General features: G+C 38.5%; 15 protein-coding genes. All 15 read left to right on the top strand.

Annotation, left to right across the window (positions count from 1 at the left end):
- Positions 1 to 89: 89 nt before the first annotated feature.
- Complete coding sequence (locus BLS14_RS06490; RefSeq protein WP_090951693.1) at positions 90 to 1,265, top strand: acyl-CoA dehydrogenase family protein; 1,176 nt, start codon at positions 90 to 92, stop codon at positions 1,263 to 1,265.
- Between the two features lie 42 nt (positions 1,266 to 1,307).
- Positions 1,308 to 2,573 carry an ABC transporter substrate-binding protein gene (locus tag BLS14_RS06485; protein WP_090950317.1) on the top strand — a complete coding sequence of 422 codons (1,266 nt, stop codon included), beginning with the start codon at positions 1,308 to 1,310 and terminating at the stop codon, positions 2,571 to 2,573.
- 95 nt (positions 2,574 to 2,668) lie between these two features.
- Positions 2,669 to 3,541 carry a carbohydrate ABC transporter permease gene (locus tag BLS14_RS06480; protein WP_090950314.1) on the top strand — a complete coding sequence of 291 codons (873 nt, stop codon included), beginning with the start codon at positions 2,669 to 2,671 and terminating at the stop codon, positions 3,539 to 3,541.
- Between the two features lie 2 nt (positions 3,542 to 3,543).
- Complete coding sequence (locus BLS14_RS06475) at positions 3,544 to 4,389, top strand: carbohydrate ABC transporter permease (RefSeq protein WP_090950311.1); 846 nt, start codon at positions 3,544 to 3,546, stop codon at positions 4,387 to 4,389.
- Positions 4,390 to 4,422: 33 nt separating this feature from the next.
- Positions 4,423 to 5,823 carry a Sapep family Mn(2+)-dependent dipeptidase gene (locus BLS14_RS06470; protein ID WP_090950308.1) on the top strand — a complete coding sequence of 467 codons (1,401 nt, stop codon included), beginning with the start codon at positions 4,423 to 4,425 and terminating at the stop codon, positions 5,821 to 5,823.
- Between the two features lie 142 nt (positions 5,824 to 5,965).
- Positions 5,966 to 7,825 (top strand): sensor histidine kinase, encoded by a 1,860-nt coding sequence (locus BLS14_RS06465; RefSeq protein WP_090950304.1) that lies wholly within the window; start codon positions 5,966 to 5,968, stop codon positions 7,823 to 7,825.
- On the top strand, positions 7,803 to 9,347 hold the full coding sequence (locus tag BLS14_RS06460) for a response regulator transcription factor (protein WP_090950300.1): 1,545 nt from the start codon (positions 7,803 to 7,805) through the stop codon (positions 9,345 to 9,347). Before BLS14_RS06465 ends, BLS14_RS06460 begins: the two co-directional genes overlap by 23 nt.
- Positions 9,348 to 9,572: 225 nt before the next feature.
- Positions 9,573 to 10,817: a sugar ABC transporter substrate-binding protein gene (locus BLS14_RS06455; protein WP_090950297.1), complete on the top strand. Its 1,245-nt coding sequence runs from the start codon at positions 9,573 to 9,575 to the stop codon at positions 10,815 to 10,817.
- Between the two features lie 97 nt (positions 10,818 to 10,914).
- Positions 10,915 to 11,784, top strand: a complete 870-nt coding sequence (locus BLS14_RS06450) for a carbohydrate ABC transporter permease (RefSeq protein ID WP_090950294.1) — start codon at positions 10,915 to 10,917, stop codon at positions 11,782 to 11,784.
- Positions 11,784 to 12,620 (top strand): carbohydrate ABC transporter permease, encoded by an 837-nt coding sequence (locus BLS14_RS06445; RefSeq protein WP_090950290.1) that lies wholly within the window; start codon positions 11,784 to 11,786, stop codon positions 12,618 to 12,620. The genes BLS14_RS06450 and BLS14_RS06445 overlap by 1 nt, the downstream gene beginning before the upstream one ends.
- Positions 12,621 to 12,668: 48 nt before the next feature.
- On the top strand, positions 12,669 to 14,282 hold the full coding sequence (locus BLS14_RS06440) for a glycoside hydrolase family 13 protein (protein ID WP_090950287.1): 1,614 nt from the start codon (positions 12,669 to 12,671) through the stop codon (positions 14,280 to 14,282).
- 51 nt (positions 14,283 to 14,333) lie between these two features.
- Positions 14,334 to 15,308, top strand: a complete 975-nt coding sequence (locus tag BLS14_RS06435; protein WP_090950283.1) for an aldo/keto reductase — start codon at positions 14,334 to 14,336, stop codon at positions 15,306 to 15,308.
- Between the two features lie 81 nt (positions 15,309 to 15,389).
- A complete protein-coding gene (locus tag BLS14_RS06430; RefSeq protein WP_090950280.1) occupies positions 15,390 to 16,004 on the top strand; it encodes a DUF1349 domain-containing protein in 615 nt (204 codons plus the stop codon).
- 660 nt (positions 16,005 to 16,664) lie between these two features.
- Positions 16,665 to 17,633 carry a hypothetical protein gene (locus BLS14_RS06425; RefSeq protein WP_090950276.1) on the top strand — a complete coding sequence of 323 codons (969 nt, stop codon included), beginning with the start codon at positions 16,665 to 16,667 and terminating at the stop codon, positions 17,631 to 17,633.
- Positions 17,634 to 17,806: 173 nt separating this feature from the next.
- The gene (locus BLS14_RS06420) at positions 17,807 to 18,364 is read left to right on the top strand and encodes a hypothetical protein (protein WP_090950273.1); all 558 of its coding nucleotides are present in this window, start codon (positions 17,807 to 17,809) and stop codon (positions 18,362 to 18,364) included.
- The last annotated feature ends 636 nt before the right edge of the window (positions 18,365 to 19,000 follow it).

Genomic DNA, 19,000 nt, shown 5'->3' with positions numbered 1-19,000 from the left:
CGGGTTTTTTATATTCAAATTTTAAGGAAATAACATTACTATTAAACAAAGTAAACCAATGAGAATTATTAGAAAGGCAGTTGTTAATGATGACATACTCTGATTCTTCAGATCGTTTTATACGAAATGAGCGGGAAGCGAAAATTGCAGCAAGAGCAGATCAGCTAGCAAGGATTTTTGCAGAGCGAGCTCCTAAGCATGATCTTGAAGGAACGTTTCCCTTTGAGAATTTTAATGAGTTAAGAGGTAGCGGATACCTTGCTCTTACCGTACCAAAACAATATGGAGGAGAGGAAGCATCAATTTATGAACTGGTTCTTTCTCAAGAGCGACTGGCAAGAGGAGACGGCTCCACTGCACTAGCAATCGGGTGGCATATTGGTTTATTGAAGCAGCTTCATCTATCAGGTGCAATTCCAGAAGAACTTCTTAGTGAGCTATGTCTTGAGGTTGTATATGATGGGCTAGTATTGAATGAACTGGTAAGTGAGCGAGCAATGGGCAGTCCGACTCGTGGTGGTAAGCCTGAGACAAAAGCAGTTAAAGTTGAGGGTGGCTGGTTGATAACGGGTCAGAAATCGTACTGTACGTTAAGCCCAATTCTTAACAAGTTTATAGTTGCTGCTACGATGTCAGATACCGATACTCTGGGATCATTTATCGTAGAAGCTGGCGATGGCGTTAAAGTGCTGGAGACATGGAACACGATGGGCATGCGTTCAACAGGCAGTCATGATATTGCCATGAAAGAGGTATTTGTTCCGGACCGATATCTTATTCGTGGTAAAGCAAGTGATCAGCTACGCAAGCCTGTCCCAACAGATGGTAACATGCTGCATATTCCTGCTTGTTATCTTGGAATTGCACATGGCGCCAGGGATTTCGCCCTTTCATTTGCAGCGAACCACCAGCCTAATTCATTAAAAGTTCCAATCGCTGAGCTACCCAATATTAAGCGTTTAATTGGAGAAATTGAACTTGATTTAATTACAGCAAGAACCTTCCTTTATGATACTGCAGATCGTTGGGATAAGGAAACGGGTAATCGCGAAAATTTGAAGATTGAACTAGGTGTTGCCAAGCATCTTGCTACCAATGCGGCACTACGTGTTGTTGATCACGCGATGAGAATTGTAGGCGGCTTGAGCCTTTCTAAGAATTTCCCGCTTGAGCGTATGTATCGCGATGTTCGTGCTGGCCTTCATAATCCGCCAATGGACGATGTAGTCATTACGAATTTAGCGAATCGTGCATTAGGAAAGTAAGCTCTATATGGTCATAAAAAGAAGTGGTTAGGGGAGAAAGAGATGAAAAGAAGTGCAAAGTTATCAGTTACAGCTATGTTATTAATGTCCATAATTCTGACGGCATGCGGGAAGGAGGACGTAGCAGAGAACGGGAATTCAAGTAAGAGCGATGTTGTTAAAATCGAGTTTTTCCAGCAGCAGGGTGAGGAAGCCATACAAAATGCCTATCACGAAATTATTGCTGATTTCACAAAGGAAAATCCGAATATCGTAATTAATATGAATACAGTGCCTGACCCGGTTAAAGTATTAACCTCTCGTTTTGCAACAAATGATATTCCACCCCTATTTACTGATTTTCCTACACAGCTTCAATTTAAGGAAAAAGTAAAAAATGGCTATATCGAAAAATTAAGCGATCAACCTTTTATCAAAGACGTTAACGAAAAATATTTGGATATGACGGCGGCAGATGACGGTGGATACTATTCTTTGCCGTACGCTCGAAATTATATGGCAGTATACTATAATATCGATCTATTTGAACAAAATAACGTGAAAATTCCAACCACTTATGCTGAATTTATCGAAGCATGCAAATTGTTCCAAAGCAAAGGTATTACACCGCTCTATCTTCCATTGAAGGATGTAGGTCATATCTTCCAAGCAACGAACATTGCTTTTGCACCTGGTGGTGTTGAGGAAATGCTTAAAGTGGCTGATGGCGAAGGTCGAGTGGAAGGCAATCCGGTATTCTTGGCATTTGCTAAGAAGCTAAAAGAGCTAACGCAATATGCTAACAAAGATGCTTTTGGTGTGAGCGCTCAAATGATGCAAGAAGCCTTTGCTAATGGTCAAGCCGCTATGATTATTTCTGGCTCATACGGTCGTGGGAATATTAAGCTTGCTAACCCTGATTTGAAATTCGGTGCGTTCCCACTTCCGAATGATACTGTTGATACAACGACAGCTTTATCAGGTGTCAATGCTTCTCTGTCCATCTCTGCAAAAGCTAAGCCTGAAGAAAAAGAAGCTGCACTTACCTTCTTAAAATATATAGCTCGACCAGAGGTTGCTCAGAAATGGTCTGATCTATCTGGCGAACCTTCCATTATTAAGGGTACAACCTATGGCGATCAATATTTACAACCTATCCTTGATTTTATCGACAATGGTAGAGTTCATGATTGGATGTCTTCAACGCTTGAAAGTGCGATTGTAACGGAATTATATAGTACAACTCAAGGTTATCTCATTAATAACGAGACGCCTGAGCAATACCTGAAGAACATTGATGAAACAATCAAGCTTAACGCTGTTAAATAAATATAATAGATTTGATCTGAGCGACAATTTGAGAATTCAAATTGTCGCTCCCTATTTACTAGCTCTACGTTACATTGAGATGAGGAAGGTGCAGCATGATAGGAAAATTTCTAGAACGCTCAACTTATTTCTTATTCACGGTTCCGGCTATCATTCTATATACACTATTTTTCGCTTATGCAGTTATTGTAGGTATTCAATATAGCTTTACGGATTGGAATGGGATTAGTTCTAGCTATAATTATGTAGGGTTTAGTAACTATTCGGAGCTATGGAACAACCCGAATTTTAGGCAATCATTAGTAGTTACTGGAAAGTATGCGGTGATGCTTGTAGCAGGAGTAATGAGTCTGTCATTAATTTTAGCTTTAAGCTTAAACTCTCTGAAGAAGCTTCAAACCTTTACAAAGTCGATATATTTCCTGCCGGCCATCATTAGTGCTGTAACCATTTCGTTAATTTGGGACCAGGTATTTGTTCGAGTCATCCCTCCGATTGGTCAGGGTTTGAATATTATGGAATTATATCAAAGTCCTTTAGCCCATCCCAAGTATGCTTTAATTGCTGTTGTGATTGTTAACATTTGGCAGGCTGTAGCCTTGCCGACCCTTATCTTTATTGCAGGCTTACAATCGGTTCCCTCCGAGCTGTATGAAGCGGGCAGAATCGATGGGGCCAGCACTTTTAATCGTTTTCGTTATATCACATTTCCATTTCTAATTCCTACGATTACCGTAAATATGGTGCTTGCGATTAAATCGGGTATCACTTCCTTTGATTATGCTTATACCCTGACAGGTGGAGGTCCAGTGAAATCTACTAATGTTATTGGGATCATGATATACAATGATGCATTTCAGAATCTAAAGTTTGCAATGGCTAATGCGGAATCAGTTATATTGTTTATTATCATTGCAGTGTTATCCTTTATCCAAATTAAATTAACACGTAAAGGTGGTGTCCATTAAGTATGAATTTAGCGATACGAAAAGAAGGGCTTGGCTGGCGTATTCTCCGAAATATCATTTTACTTATTGGAGTCATCATTATCATGGGACCATTATATCTTGTCATAGTTAATTCCTTTAAGACAATAGAGGAGGCAGGCAAAGGTTTTTTCAGTTTTCCCCAAGCACTTCATTTTTCTAATTACGCAGAGCTACTTTCTAAGGGGAATTACTGGAGAGTTGTATGGAATACGACCTTGATTACAACTGGATCTGTAATCATAGTTCTTATTATTAATCCTACCGTTGCTTATGCTATTGCTCGTAATCGACATAAGAAATATTATAAATTTTTATATCTCTATATCCTGTTAGGATTGTTTGTACCCTTTCAAGTGATTATGCTTCCTTTAACAAAAATTATGACCAATATGAATCTATTAAATCCTTTTGGACTCATTTTATTATATGGAGCGCTTAGCTTAACAAGAGGAGTATTCCTACTCGTCAACTATATTGAAGGAATGCCAACTGAAATTGAAGAGGCGGCAAGAATTGATGGCTGCAGCACTTTTAAAATCTATTATCTTATTACTTTACGTTTAATTATGCCGATGCTAGTTACGCTTGTCATTATGGATTCATTATGGTTTTGGAATGATTTTATGCTTCCACTACTAATTTTGAATAAAGCGAAGGAATTTTGGACACTCCCCTTATATCAATACAACTTCAAGACTGAATATTCCTTTAACTATACAATGGCTTTCACTTCTTATTTAATGGCGATGTTGCCTATTATTGTGATCTATGCAGCCGGCCAGAAGTACATAATCGCCGGGCTAACAGAAGGTGCAATTAAAGGATAATGAACAAGATACTCCAAGATCGGGGGGAAGTAAATGAGAGGTTTGGTTATTGAAGAACAAATCGAACAATGGATGGAAAAGCATAAGACAGAGCTATTAGAGGACATTGCTGGATTAGTAAGTATTCCAAGTGTAGCAAGCTATGATCCATCCTCTCCTTATCCTTTTGGGGAGAAATGTGCAGAGGCTATTCAGTATATATTGGATTTAGGTCAACGATATGGTTTGCAGACGTTTAATCGGGAGTATTATTGTGCAGAAATTCGTATGGGAGATGAGACAAAGCGGTCAATAGGAATTTGGGGGCATGTCGATGTTGTTCCTGCAGGGGAGGGGTGGAGCTACCCACCTTTTTTTTGTACACAAAAGGGAGATTTTCTCATAGGCAGAGGAGTACAAGATAATAAAGGTGCAGTCATTGCTGTTCTTTATGCACTGAGATTTATTCAGGAACGGGGTATCCCCTTAAACTATCAGCTTCAGCACATTATCGGCAGTGGTGAGGAAATAGGGATGTTTGATGCTGCATATTATCTTAAGCATTATCATGCCCCTGATTTTAATATTGTGGCGGATAGCGGATTTCCGGTCTGTTATGGAGAGAAGGGAATGCTCTCTGTTACCTTATGCTGTGATATTGCTGATTCGTCAATCCTTCGCATACAGGGAGGAGTGGCTTCTAATAGTGTACCTGGTTATGCTGAGCTTATTATACGACGTGATAAAGCCGCCGCCAAACTAAGCCTCCTGCCATCTCATATTCAGTATAGTCAGACAGATGAAGAGATTACATTATTCGCAGTCGGCAAGTCCGGGCATGCCGCGTTTCCTCAAGGCACTAGTAATGCGATAGCGGTCCTTCTTGAGCCATTGTTACGGAGTACATGGTTTGAGGAATCTACACACTACCAGCTTGAGAAAATTTATGAAATTTGTAAGCATTATGATGGACGGGCATTAGGGATACATTGTGAGGATAAGCTATCTGGAGCTTTAACATGCGTCGGAACTTTATTACAAGGACGGAATGGAAGACTTGAGATAGAGTTAAATATTCGCTACCCTATTCATCAGTCATCCAAGATGCTGCTGCAGCAGTTGCAGGAAAGCGGCTTTACCCTGACTAATGTCCATGACAGTGAGCCGAGTTATTATAATCCTGATACGCCAGAGGTTAAGTCTCTCATGCAAGTTTATCAAGTCGTAACAGGAGAGCAAGAAGCGGAGCCATTTGTAATGGGTGGAGGTACTTATGCCAGAAAGCTGCCTTATGCGGTAGGCTTTGGCCCTGGTTTGCCGACGGATGTGTCATCGCTTGACTTGCCTCCTGGTCATGGTCAAATTCACGGCCCAGATGAAGTGCAGTCTATTCCTAATCTGATCACTGCATTAAAGATTTATATTGTAGCACTACTAGAGCTAAATGAGCTGTAAATCAGCCTTATCGAGAGACTCCAGACAACAGTTTCTTCGCTATAGAAGCTTATTCGCCGTACTGATGAATGATCTCAGGTATGTTACAAGTTTCCTTATTGCTGTGCTACAATGTACGGGGGAATGAGTGGAGGATGCCTAGATGAAGCTTGTCAAAGTGAGTATTATAACAAAAATTATTGTTAGCTTGATCGTAGCGACAACTGTTCCATTCATTATTTCAAATTATTTGTCGTATCAGATTACAGGCAACTCAATCAAACGTCAGCTAGTTGAACTGAATCAAAATTCGATGTCAATTACGATGTCAGCGTTGCAGTCCTATTTTCATGAATTGTCACTACTTGGCTTGACGTACTTTTCTGATCCTGAGCTTGTGAGACTGTTGTCGGAAAAAAAACCTCAAAATCCTGCTGAAAGTGTCTATATTGAGCAAAGGCTTGAAAAAATATATGCGAATTATAGCGAGATAGGTGCAGTTTCTTACAAGAGCGCGCTAACAAACAAGCAGTTTAATATTCGAAATCATTATAATGAAATAGTGAGTATTCCTGACTTTAAAGATCATGAGATGTCAGATGCACATAGTGAGCTGAAGCAACCGTTTCAAGTTACACTTAATAATAGAGAGCCAAGATTGCGTGTCAATAAGCCATTCATAGATATTTATACTCGAGAAGTAATCGGTTTGACTACCTTTGATGTTAAACCACTACAAATCAAAAATTTTCTTACTTCCTTAACAACAAGTGAGCAAGGACCTGTATACTTATTTATTGGAAATAATCTCGAACTACTCTATACAACTGCAGATGAGATGGATTCGACCGAGCTATCACTCTCAAAAGGAGTTAAACAACCTACGCAACAGGAGACTGCACAAAAAACTAGAGAATCATGGCAGGTAGAACTTTATCAAAGGCTTCATGCACCCCAACTATCTACAGATAAAGGGGAGATTCAAACTACTGAAGGCAGTTATGTCTATTTTAACAAGACAGATGAAAATGGTTTAATCATGACAATAGTTAAGTTTATACCTCGCACACTTATTAATAAGGCACGTAATTCTGCACTTGGTAAAACTTTGTTAATTCAAGCAGTTTCGATTATTTTTATTTCCATTTTGGCGACTTTAATCTCTTATTACATGTTGCGTAGGATTAAAATAATGTTTCAGCACATTAAGCAATTGCAAATGGGTAACTTTCAACTAAAGAGAAGGCCTGTACAGAAGACACCGGATGAGTTAGATTTGTTGGAAATTAGATTGCACGAAATGGCTGGTGAACTAGACGAGTTATGGAATAAGCAATATCGTCATCAGCTTGAGTTATCACAAGCTCGTTTGAAAATGCTGCAAGCTCAAATCAATCCTCATTTCTTATATAACACGTTGCAATCGATTTCAACTTTAGCAATTAAATCTAAAGCTCATGACGTCAGTGATCGACTTGCTGACTTTGCAGCTATGTTTCGCTATTCTATGGATATTGAGAACGAGGATGTTTCGCTAGAAGAAGAAATCGAACATATTCAGCATTACATGGTACTTCAGCAAGGTCGCTATAAGCAAAGGCTTCAATTTGAGTTAGAATATCCAAATGAAGCGAGTTGCCTTCTTGTACCCAAAATGACTTTGCAGCCGCTTGTTGAGAATAGTATTATACATGGTTTAGAACGAGGAAATGGTCAAATTCATATAGTGGTAAACATTGTTTTGACTAAGCATTCATTGTTGATTGAGGTAATTGATAACGGAAAAGGCTTTACAGATCAGCAAATTGAACAGGTCAAAGCTGGTTACCTTGAGCAAGTTGTTGTATCGGAGAAGCGAGGAATTGGCTTATCCAATGTATTGAAGCGATTAATGCTTTATTATGGAAACGAATTCACTTGGTCGATTTCTAGTAAGCCCTATAAAAAAACCATAGTAGCATTATCCTTGCCAATTGAATCATCAAGAGAGGAACAAGCAGATGAAGTTATTAATCGTAGATGATGAAGAGCATGTACGTGAAGGTGTTGAGCTATCGATTGAATGGCAACATTATAAAATCAATCAAATATTTATGGCCGAAAATGGATTAGAGGCATTGGAGCTTGTCCGGAAGCATATTCCAGAGTTAATAATTTGCGATATGAGCATGCACCTTATGGATGGTGCAGAGTTTTTAGAGAAGCTTCGGGAGGAGGGCTGGGGCTCCAAAGTTATTGTGCTAAGCGGCTATCAAAAGTTCCATTACACTAGGGCAGCTCTGCTAGCTAACGGTGTGGATTACTTACTAAAACCATTTAAAATTCGTGATCTGGAAAAAGCCATTCAAAAAGCATGCGATCAAATAAAACAAGAGCAGGAAGTAAGGCTAAAGGAACTTAGCACTAATTTTCGTTTAAATGAAGTGAATAATATTGTTATGGAGCAGCGATTTTCTCGCTTAATTGAGGAAGAACAGGTGTCTAAAGAAGAGCTTAATACTTTTCTTACTACCATTGGAATCAACCCTGATTATTTTTATGTTGTTACTTTTTTGCCCAGAAATAAAGATGCAATCGTAAAGAAACATTTTGCTCGAGACGAGCAACTGTTTAATTATTCGATGAAAAATATTGTTAAAGAACTGGTTGAATCACTGGGTAGTTGGTATGTGCTTCAACATGAAGAATTTATCATTGTGTTTATAAGTTCTAATTATTTACTTGTAGATATAGAGATATCAGTGAAAAAAATACAGGATGCATGGAAAAGAACTTTGCGCCTATCTTCATTTTCTGGTTTCTATAAAATGAACCTGACAGCTAGTAGACTTCAATTAGCTTTGTTTGAGGAAAAATCGATGATTCTTAATTGCAATATTTTTGATCATATTAAGAATGGCCGAAAGTCATCAGTGATTAACTTTTTTATAGATAAGGAACGAGTTATTTTAGAAGCAATTCTCGCAAAAAATAAACAATATCTTCATGAATTGGTTGAGTCTTTTAAAATGGAGTTGGCTTCGTATGAGTTTGTAAGCGTCAGAGAGCTTCAGCACTATACCGTAGAAATCAACCTTCTGCTCGTGCGAATTTATAGTCAAATTAACAGTGATAACTTTCATGAGACGATGCCGCTTTGGATATCACAACTGGAAGAATGGTCCTCTAAACTTAAACAAATTTTTAGTGATATGCTGGAATCAATCAACTACAGTAGGCTGGAAATAACTCATGTTCAGTCTATCGCTACGGTAAGAAATTATATTAATGATCATATGAAGGAAGAGATAACATTATCGGGTTTGGCAGAGATATTTCATTTTTCACCGCAATATCTGGCGAAAAAGTTTAAAGAAGAGTATGGCACAACGATTATGAATTATCTTACTCAATTAAGAATAGAAAAAGCATACTCCTTGCTAGATTATACCGAGTTATCTATTCAAGAGGTTGCGAGTGAAAGTGGCTTTGAAAATTTAAATTATTTCAGTAAAGTATTTAAAAAACATACTGGTATCACACCTAGCGCTTATCGAAAGAATTAAATATGTAGCATAGAACACATTCGTTTCCAGATTACTTCTGTCATAAATATTGACGGCAGTTGTTGGAAATGAATGTGTTTTATTATTAATACTTTTATTAAGCAATTCAGGTTCATAATTTACTCATTTAGGCGAATATTACACCTGTAATCGGTAATTTTTTATAGTTATAATCAAGCTTGTGTTGTGAAATAAATTCCAAATACGTGATAGGGGGAAGAATTAATGAAGAGAAGATGGGGTCTTGTATTACTTACTACTGTGCTTTTTATTTTTTTAACAGCATGTAGTAACAATACGGATGAAGGAACAGGTGATGGCGGAAATAATGGTGAGAAGCTTGCCAAAATTTCTTTATTCCAAAGTAAAGTTGAAATTGCTGAGTCACTTGAGAACTTGGCATCTAAGTATAAAAAAGAAACAGGAAATGAAGTTGAGGTCTGGGGTTCCGCAGGTGATTCCTACATTACACAGTTACAAACAAAGTTAGCTGCTAATGAAGGTCCAACCATTTTTTCTGTGCAACAAGGTGTTGAAGCTGAAAAATTTGCATCATATTTCTATGACATGACGAATGAATCTTATGCTAAGTATATCGTTCCAAATATGGAATTGGAAATTGACGGTAAGATTGTAGGTGTTCCAATTGGAATAGAGGGGTTTGGGCTCGTTTACAATAAAAACTTATATGATCCTTCAACTGTTAAAGACACAAAGTCATTAATACAAGCTCTTGAAAAATTCAAAGCTGATGGTATCAACGGTTTGGGTCTTTCTCAAACAGCGTATTTCTTGATTGGACATATTATTAACACGCCATTTGCATTGCAAGAAGATCCTGTAGCTTTCATAAAAAAAGTTAACAAAGGTGAAGTTGATTTGAAAGAAATACCAGAATTCCAGGAGTTCTCCGAATTGATGGCAGCTATTCGTGCTTATACGGTTAATCCACTTGAAGTAACTTATGATAGACAAATGGGTGATCTGGCAACAGGTAAAACTGCAATTGTGCACCAAGGTAACTGGAGTTACAGTATGCTTGCTGACTATGATGATATTAATATTAGTATGGCTCCTGTTCCGATCGTTGGAAACGATAAATTGGAAGTGGGCATCCCAGCTGGTTGGGTTATCAATAATAAAGCATCTCAAGAGCAAATTACAGCAGCTAATGCTTTCTTAGAGTGGTTGTATACTAGCGAGACAGGTAAAAATACAATTCTTAATGATTTTGGGTTTGTTCCAGCGGTTACAACGATTGAACCAACTGGTTTAGATCCGTTATCACAGCAAGTTTATGAAGCAGCACAATCTGGGAATACAATTCCTCGGGCTTTGAATTACTTCCCACAAGGAATTATCATTAATGATCTTGCACCGCTAGCGTCTGAATTTTTTCTTAATCCTTCAATGACCCCAGATCAATTCCTTGATAAACTTCGTGAAGTATGGTTAAAAGCAGCTAATTAAGACAATGACATACATTGTTGAAAGCCTAAACCCTTATAAAAAGGTGTTAGATGTTCCTACTTTCTTCTAAGTCAAACTTGATAAAAGGGAGTTTCGTATGCCAAATAAAAAACTATGGTATTTCATATTTACTATGCCGCTGTTTTTGATTTTTTTAATTGTTGTTCTTGTTCCGTTTTTGATTGGAATTTACTATTCCTTCATTAATTGGGGGGGGATTGATGGTACCCCTAAAGTATTTGTTGGTTTTGATAATTATACTGCCTTGTTGCAGGATAAGCGTTTTCTTGCATCTTCGTGGAATACCATAAAATTCACTATATTTGCATTGGTTAGCGTCAATTTATTGGGTTTAGTTTTTGCTTTGCTGGTTACTTCTGGATTCAAAACAAGTAATCTTGTTCGCACGTTATTGTTTATGCCGAATCTTATTGGTGGCTTGATTCTTGGATACATCTGGCGCTTCATTTTTACAGATGGAGCTAACCAGGTAGGATTATTAACTGGATTGGATAATATATTCTTTAATTGGCTTATAGATCCAAATTATGCTTTGATTGCATTGGTAGTTGTCTTCACTTGGCAGATGGCAGGCTATACGATGGTTATCTATATTGCTGGTATTCAAGGGATTTCTGATGAAGTGATGGAGGCAGCTAAAGTTGACGGAGCAAATATATGGCATCGCATGACCAAAATCGTATTTCCGTTATTAATGCCATCGTTCACAATTTGTTTATTTTTAACTTTGTCGGGCGCGTTCAAAATATATGATGTTAACTTGTCATTAACTAATGGCGGCCCAATTCACCATACCGAGTTGTTTGCTATGAATGTATTTAATGAGATATTTGGATATGGTAATTATGGGCTTGGTCAAGCAAAAGCAATTCTGTTCTTTATCATTATTGCGGTTGTAACGATTACTCAAGTCATCATTACCAAGCGAAGAGAGGTGCAGATGTAATGAGTAAAACTAAAAATGGAATACTCTCTTTGTTAATCGTCATTATCTCACTGGTGTTTTTATCACCAATTTACATTGTGATTGTTAATTCATTTAAAACACGGGCCGAATTATATGAAAATGTACTCTCTTTACCAGGCACCTTCAGCTTCGAATATTATATAACAGCAATTAAGAAGATGAACTTCCTAGTTGCACTTGGAAATTCACTATATGTGACGATTGTAACTGTTATTTTTGTCATTGTGCTTGCTTCAATGACGGCATGGATGCTTGTACGTCGCGACAATGTCATGAGTAAGATCATTTTTTTCTTGTTCGTAGCGACGATGCTTATTCCATTTCAAACTTTAATGATGCCACTCATGCAAGTAATGGATTGGATACGTACTCATTTACATTTGCCTGTTCTTAATACTCATGGCGGATTGATCTTTATGAATATTGGCTTCCACGCTGGCATGGCTGTATTTCTATATCACGGTTTTATTAAATCAATCCCTGTAGCTTTGGAGGAGGCGGCTGTTCTAGATGGTTGCAGTACATTAGGCGTATTCTGGAAAATTGTATTTCCTTTACTAAAAAGCATATCTGTCACAGTAGCGATTCTAGATGTTATTGCTTCATGGAATGATTACTTACTTCCGTCACTTGTGCTATCTGAAAAAGGTTTGCGAACTATTCAGTTATCAACGTTCTATTTCTTCGGCGAGTTTACAATTGTTTGGAATCAAGCGATGGCAGGCTTAACATTAACCATTATTCCTATTGTTATTTTTTATGCTATAGCACAAAAATATATCATTAAAGGGATTGCAGCAGGGGCAGTAAAGTGAAATTTATCATTTGTACAAGCCAGATGAATTGCAAAGGGGAGAGAATAAATGAACAAAACATGGTGGAAAGAAGCGGTTGTCTATCAGGTGTATTGGCGCAGCTTTTATGACAGCAACGGCGATGGATATGGGGACCTTGAGGGAGTATACAGCAAGCTGGATTATATTCAAAGCCTTGGTGTGGACGTCATCTGGCTGAATCCATGCTACGATTCGCCTGACGTCGACAACGGCTACGATATTGCGGATTACCGTTCGGTTATGCCAAAGGCGGGCACGATGGCCACGTTCGAGAAGTTACTGGCTGCCGTCCATAATCGCGGAATGAAGCTTATTATGGATTTAGTTGTGAATCACACCTCTAATCAGCATGCTTGGTTTCAGGAGTCGCGATCCAGCATCGAATCTCCAAAGCGCGATTATTACATTTGGCGCAAGCAACCGAATAATTGGCGTTCCTACTTCGCCCCCTCCGCTTGGACATACGATGAAACAACGGGCGAGTATTACTTCCATTCCTTCTCTGACGAGCAGCCGGATTTGAATTGGGAGAACGAGAAGGTACGGGAGGAAGTCTATGATTTTATGCGTTTTTGGCTGGATAAAGGGATCGACGGCTTCCGGATGGATGTCATCAATTTGCTTGCCAAAATTCCGGGCTTCCCGGACGCCGAGAGACCCGAAGATATTTCGTATTTGGGAAATAAACAGGGAATTCACGAGTATCTGCAGGAAATGCACGACAAAGTGTTAAAGCATTATGATGTGTTTACGGTCGGCGAAATTCCGTTCGTGAACCCCGAGGACGGCGTGCTCTACGTCGGCGAGGAACGTGGGGAATTAAACACGCTTTTCCACTTTGAAGTGTGCGATTATATGGCCCATTGGGATTTGCAGCGCTTCAAGAAAATCCAGGATCGCTGGTACGAGTGCTTGTGGGGGAAGGGGTGGAACTCCCAATTTTTGAACAATCATGACCATACGCGTGTTGTATCGCGATTCGGTAACGATACCGTATATCGAGAACAATCGGCCAAATGCTTCGCCACCCTCATCCACACCCTGCCGGGCATGCCTTATATTTATCAAGGCGAAGAAATCGGGATGACGGGTATCCGGTTCGATTCTATCGACGAATATAACGATATTGCGATGAAGAATAAGTATAAGGAAGAGGTCGGAAAAGGCCGCGATTCGGAGGCAGTACTGAAGGAGCTTCAGCATTTGTCTCGCGATAATTCCCGCACTCCTATGCAGTGGAATGCCGGATCACAAGCCGGCTTCACGGAAGGACAATCGTGGATCAACGTCAATCCTAATTACAAGGAGATCAATGTCGAACAAGCTCTGGCGGACGAGAATTCGGTTTTCTATTACTACAAGCAGCTCATCGCTTTAAGAAAGAGTAACGAGGTCATGGTTTACGGCGAGTTCGAGACATATCTGGATCAGCATGATCAGATTTACGCTTATACAAGAACACTCGGAGAGGAGTCGTGGTTGGTGCTGCTGAACATCTCAGAGCAACCAGCGACTTGCAGCATCTCTGACCTCGGCGTAGGGAAGCTGGGCGACATCGTCATCGGCAATAACCCTGAACGAACCAATCAGGATGCGGTGATCGATTTCCTACCTTACGAGGCTATTGTATATCGTGTGTAAGAAAAACATGTTTTAAGAATGACAAAAAAATCATGATATGGAGGATGGAAAATGAAACCATTGCAATTGGAAAAACGAGGAATATCCACAAGTCGTATGGTGATGGGATGTATGGGATTGGGCGGTGGTTGGAATCAAAATCCAATCACAGAAGAAGATATAAAGCAGGCCCATCAGGCAGTTGATGCAGCACTCTCAATTGGTATTAATTTTTTTGATCATGCGGATATCTATACCTTTGGAAAGGCAGAAATAGTATTTGGGGAAGTTTTAAAGGAACGTAAAGATTTGAGAGAAAAAATATTAATTCAATCTAAATGTGGTATTCGATTTGAAGACGGTCCGGGAAGGCCCGGAAGATATGATTTTTCTTCTGACTATATTCGCAACAGCGTCGACGGAATCCTAAAAAGACTTGGAGTTGAATATATTGATTTTTTACTACTACATCGTCCAGATCCACTGATGGAACCGGAAGAAGTCGCTGAAGTAATTCATGAATTAAAAGAATCCGGTAAAGTAAAACACTTTGGTGTGTCGAATATGAGTGCAGCACAAATCAAACTGCTACAATCCTATTCTAATGAACCATTAATTATCAACCAACTGGAGATGAGTCTGGCTAAACTTGATTGGTTGGAAGTGGGAGTACTTGTAAACCATAATGAACGTATAAATGCTCATTTCCCTGAAGAAACTTTAGAATACTGTCGTCTGGAAAATATACAAATTCAAGCCTGGGGATCTTTAGCACAAGGGCTGTTTTCGGGAAGAAATCTAGATGGTCAATCCGAATCTATAAAAGAAACAGCATTACTAGTTAAAGATATGGCTGATCAAAAACAAACATCACCCGAGGCAATTCTATTAGCATGGCTAATGAGACATCCTGCAGGGATTCAACCTATTTTAGGTACTACTAGACCAGACCGTATTCAAAAATGCGGGGAGGCAATGAATCTAACGATGACGAGAGAAGAGTGGTATTCTCTATTTGTAAGTTCAAGAGGCAGACGACTACCATAGGAGAAATATGTTGTTTTCCGCATACAATTACGATGAAAATTAAAATCAACAATTCTCACGATTGAGTTGCTGGAGGTATCTATGAATCAGGTGAATTTTATAAATGAAGATATCGGAAACGTTAATTTAAAAGGTTCTATTGAAAAGGTTGATACAGGATACGATGTAATTGCAGGCGGGCAAGACATCTGGGGGACCTCAGATCAATTCCATTTTAGCTATGTAACGATTCAGGATGATTTCGATATGGCAGTAAGGTTAGAATCACTTAGTATGGCTGATCTATACACGAAAGCGGGGCTTATGGCTCGTAAATCTTTAGTTGCTGATAGTGAACATGTTTTTTTTATGGTCTTTCCTGATAATAGCTCTCGAAATAAAAATAATGGTGGTTATGAATTTCAATATCGGGAAAAGTCTGGCGGTGATTCTTCAGCAATATATCCTAAGGATTATAGCTCAGAACCAGCAGAGTTCCCAACTAATTATCCAAATACTTGGTTAAGACTAAAGAGGTCTGGTAATGTTTTTTATGGATTCTATAGCATAGACGGTGAGAAATGGATATTATATGCGATTCATGAAATGAAAATTGACCGAACTGTCTATTTAGGGTTAGCTGTCACTTCGCATAATGAGAACAATACGGTGAAAGCATCATTTAGGGATATAAAGATCACAAATAACTCCATATGAGTGGGAAGTTGTTGATACCGTAATCTAGTACTATATAAAATATGAGAAGGCATTAAGGACTAAGACTTTGCCTACAAACAGATTCAGCATTGAAATATTTAATCTTTATCAAACATCTCTTCCGAAAAACCATCTAACGAGGTTCAAGTTATCTTTTGAAGCCGTCGAAAGCAATAAGGTAGAAAAGTCATTGTCTTTTACAGACAATGGCTTTTCTAATTACAAAATCATAAATGATGGCGATGAAGTCATCTATGAAACGGACGAAAATAACAAAACACTTCGAGAGTACACGTGGGATGATAGTGGAAGTCCGGTAGCAATGGCTAAAGATGGACAGACCTGTTATTGTCGAGGGACAATAACATGGTCCCATTAAAGTCGCTATTTTAGCGGCTTTTTTATTTTATCGGTACAAGTTCTTGTCCCAAGCCAAGGACAAGAACTTGTACCGATTACCGTATTGGACAAGAACATGGTTCTATTGCTGTTTAGACATATATCTAATCGTCATCTCGCCCTTCAATTCATTAAACTAACGGGCAGGTTAGTTAAAAACATCTCGAGGTTCTAATGTGATCTAAAGTGAAAATTTATTGTTATTTATTTCATCCTTTTATATGATTGAATTTAATTAAACAAAGAAAGGTCTAAAGTAATATGTATGATTTTATCGCAAGTAAAAAAAATATTAATGACTATGAAAGCTCTAAGATACTTACCCCAGAGATTGGAGATAGGGAAGAACTCGCTCAATTTAGAGGATCTCTGTTGGCGCTGTTTGGAGAACCCGATTATAAAACATCCGATGCAGAGAATGCCTTTCAATACACTATCACAGTAACAGACAATGTTCAAAATTCTTATGAAATTACAGTTTATCAGGGACCTAGCGGACTTGCGATAGAAGGCAATGAAAATGAAGCCTCTGTTCTTAATGCAGCTCAATTTTTTGTTGGATATGTAAAGAAAGCAAGGCCTGCTGACTTCGATGAGAAATTAGTCTATGAAGACACCGGATACATAATAGAATATGGGTGTAAGAATGGCGTTTGCTATTATAAAGAGTCACCTCAAACTACAACTACTTTAAAAAGAAATAAAATTAGGCTCGCTGATTTAACACCAGGTCAATTGAATGAAATCAATGAAATTGATTTCACAAAGATAAAAGACCCCGATGACTCATGGTTCTGGAAAGAGGATCTGTTAAACTTCTCAACAATAGACTTTCCGTTGATTCGTGACTTAATGCGTAAAGACCTAAGTTTGATTTTAGGAAAACCGATAGGACTTGATGAAGTGATGCAGATGGGTAGCGATGAAGGTTTTGATCCGGAATTCAGTTCAGAAACTCCTGAGATGGCATTAAACGCGTTAACAGAAATCTGGGCATGGAAAACAACTGCGGGTAAAGCATCACAAAAGAGACGCCTTGATTGTTCTTCATTTGCTTGGACAATTTCACGAGCAGTTTATGGATTTTATGGAGGGAATTTAAATAGAAATCACGCTTTAGCTAATGCATTGTATGAGGAGTATGAAGATAGAATCACATCTCAGGAAAATACACTTCGATTCTTCTATGCATTACTTGAGCTCTTCAAATTTAAACGACTAAATGAATAATATGTCATTAAACTAACGGGATACGTTAGTTGAGGAATAGCAAGGAGCAGTTTGCCGTTGGTAGCTGTTCCTTTTTTAGTTAAGATAACTGGCGGTTAATGGAGCAGTTAGATAGAATAGTTGGTATTAAAAGCTTTGAAAAATAGTTTTAGATCGGAGATGAGGTTGATACTGTGACACTATTTTATTATATTGCTGCAAGCCATGAGCTTCCAACAGGCTCATTCGGAAAGAAAAAAACAGTTATGACAATTAATGATTATGTTACGAATGTGAACCCTGCCGCTAAGGATCAACTCAATATGCAAATACTACTGGAGAAATACCCAAAGGGCGATAAACTTATGGAAGTCTACGATACTGAAGAGGATGCAGCAGGATTATATATAACCGGTCCCATAACCATGCAATCCTCACAACCTTTCCGTCATCCATTTGTTTACCAAGTGAACCCCGAAGGTGGTGACTTCGAGATTAATGACGAGATTAAATATTCTCACCCGATTTTATTTGAGACAAGCAAAAAGTGCTTAGTAGAGCTTTTCAAATATATACGCAGCAATCTGAGAATAGGTGAAGACTTAGAGTTGTATTGCTGCTGGGCTCACGGACAGGAAAGATTTTTAGATGCTCCAAAAAAAGAACTCGACCTCGTGATTGAACTAGCCACATTTCAATTGGGGAATGAGTTCAAGTGGAAAGAACGTCAGTATATAAGCGTTAAGAAGTGAATCAAGGTACAGTTTTCTATTAAGCTAACGGGAAACGATAGCTCAATTAAACCACATAGCAGCTGACCAACGTGATCGGCTGCTTTTGTTCTACTAACGGACAGGATAGTGTAACTAGGGCGACTTGAAAAATTGGATTTAAATCATACTCAAACAAATATAAACAAAGTTCTTATCCTGAGTAAGGATTAGCACTTTTTCTATTGAGGGACAAAAACATGGTCCCATGGAAGTCGCTATTTAAGCGGTTTTTTTATTTTATCGATACAAGTTCATGTCCCGAAATGAGGATAAGAACATAGTCCGAATGCCGATTTGATACTTTTCTTATTAAAGCAACATATCATTGTAATTCTCACATGTTGGATTGTTTTAACTGGTAAATCAGAATCAAGAATAAAGGAACTACTACACAAATAGTACATTCAAATTCTAACCAGTATGGCGCAAACCATGTATTGAATAGTTGGTCAGGAACAACAAAACCTGCAAGACCAAAAATTAACAAGCCTGATGGAAGAATCAGAGTACGGTGATGTTATAGTTTAAACAGTTCACTCAATCCGTTGATGAAAGCATACATATAGGCCACAGTTTTAATGTAAGTCGCAATAATCCAGGCGCATGCGATTAATG

This window comes from Paenibacillus sp. OK060, assembly GCF_900101205.1.
In the GTDB taxonomy this organism is placed as follows: Bacteria; Bacillota; Bacilli; order Paenibacillales; family Paenibacillaceae; genus Paenibacillus; species Paenibacillus marchantiae.
Note: the sequence above shows the minus strand (reverse complement) of the source record. Positions and strands in the feature narration are given on the sequence as shown.

What these genes read in the sequence shown, in the direction of transcription:
- BLS14_RS06490 (WP_090951693.1), top strand. Translation starts at nt 90, where the DNA reads ATGACATACTCTGATTCTTCAGATCGTTTTATACGAAATGAGCGGGAA.
- BLS14_RS06485 (WP_090950317.1), top strand. Translation starts at nt 1,308, where the DNA reads ATGAAAAGAAGTGCAAAGTTATCAGTTACAGCTATGTTATTAATGTCC.
- BLS14_RS06480 (WP_090950314.1), top strand. Translation starts at nt 2,669, where the DNA reads ATGATAGGAAAATTTCTAGAACGCTCAACTTATTTCTTATTCACGGTT.
- BLS14_RS06475 (WP_090950311.1), top strand. Translation starts at nt 3,544, where the DNA reads ATGAATTTAGCGATACGAAAAGAAGGGCTTGGCTGGCGTATTCTCCGA.
- BLS14_RS06470 (WP_090950308.1), top strand. Translation starts at nt 4,423, where the DNA reads ATGAGAGGTTTGGTTATTGAAGAACAAATCGAACAATGGATGGAAAAG.
- BLS14_RS06465 (WP_090950304.1), top strand. Translation starts at nt 5,966, where the DNA reads ATGAAGCTTGTCAAAGTGAGTATTATAACAAAAATTATTGTTAGCTTG.
- BLS14_RS06460 (WP_090950300.1), top strand. Translation starts at nt 7,803, where the DNA reads ATGAAGTTATTAATCGTAGATGATGAAGAGCATGTACGTGAAGGTGTT.
- BLS14_RS06455 (WP_090950297.1), top strand. Translation starts at nt 9,573, where the DNA reads ATGAAGAGAAGATGGGGTCTTGTATTACTTACTACTGTGCTTTTTATT.
- BLS14_RS06450 (WP_090950294.1), top strand. Translation starts at nt 10,915, where the DNA reads ATGCCAAATAAAAAACTATGGTATTTCATATTTACTATGCCGCTGTTT.
- BLS14_RS06445 (WP_090950290.1), top strand. Translation starts at nt 11,784, where the DNA reads ATGAGTAAAACTAAAAATGGAATACTCTCTTTGTTAATCGTCATTATC.
- BLS14_RS06440 (WP_090950287.1), top strand. Translation starts at nt 12,669, where the DNA reads ATGAACAAAACATGGTGGAAAGAAGCGGTTGTCTATCAGGTGTATTGG.
- BLS14_RS06435 (WP_090950283.1), top strand. Translation starts at nt 14,334, where the DNA reads ATGAAACCATTGCAATTGGAAAAACGAGGAATATCCACAAGTCGTATG.
- BLS14_RS06430 (WP_090950280.1), top strand. Translation starts at nt 15,390, where the DNA reads ATGAATCAGGTGAATTTTATAAATGAAGATATCGGAAACGTTAATTTA.
- BLS14_RS06425 (WP_090950276.1), top strand. Translation starts at nt 16,665, where the DNA reads ATGTATGATTTTATCGCAAGTAAAAAAAATATTAATGACTATGAAAGC.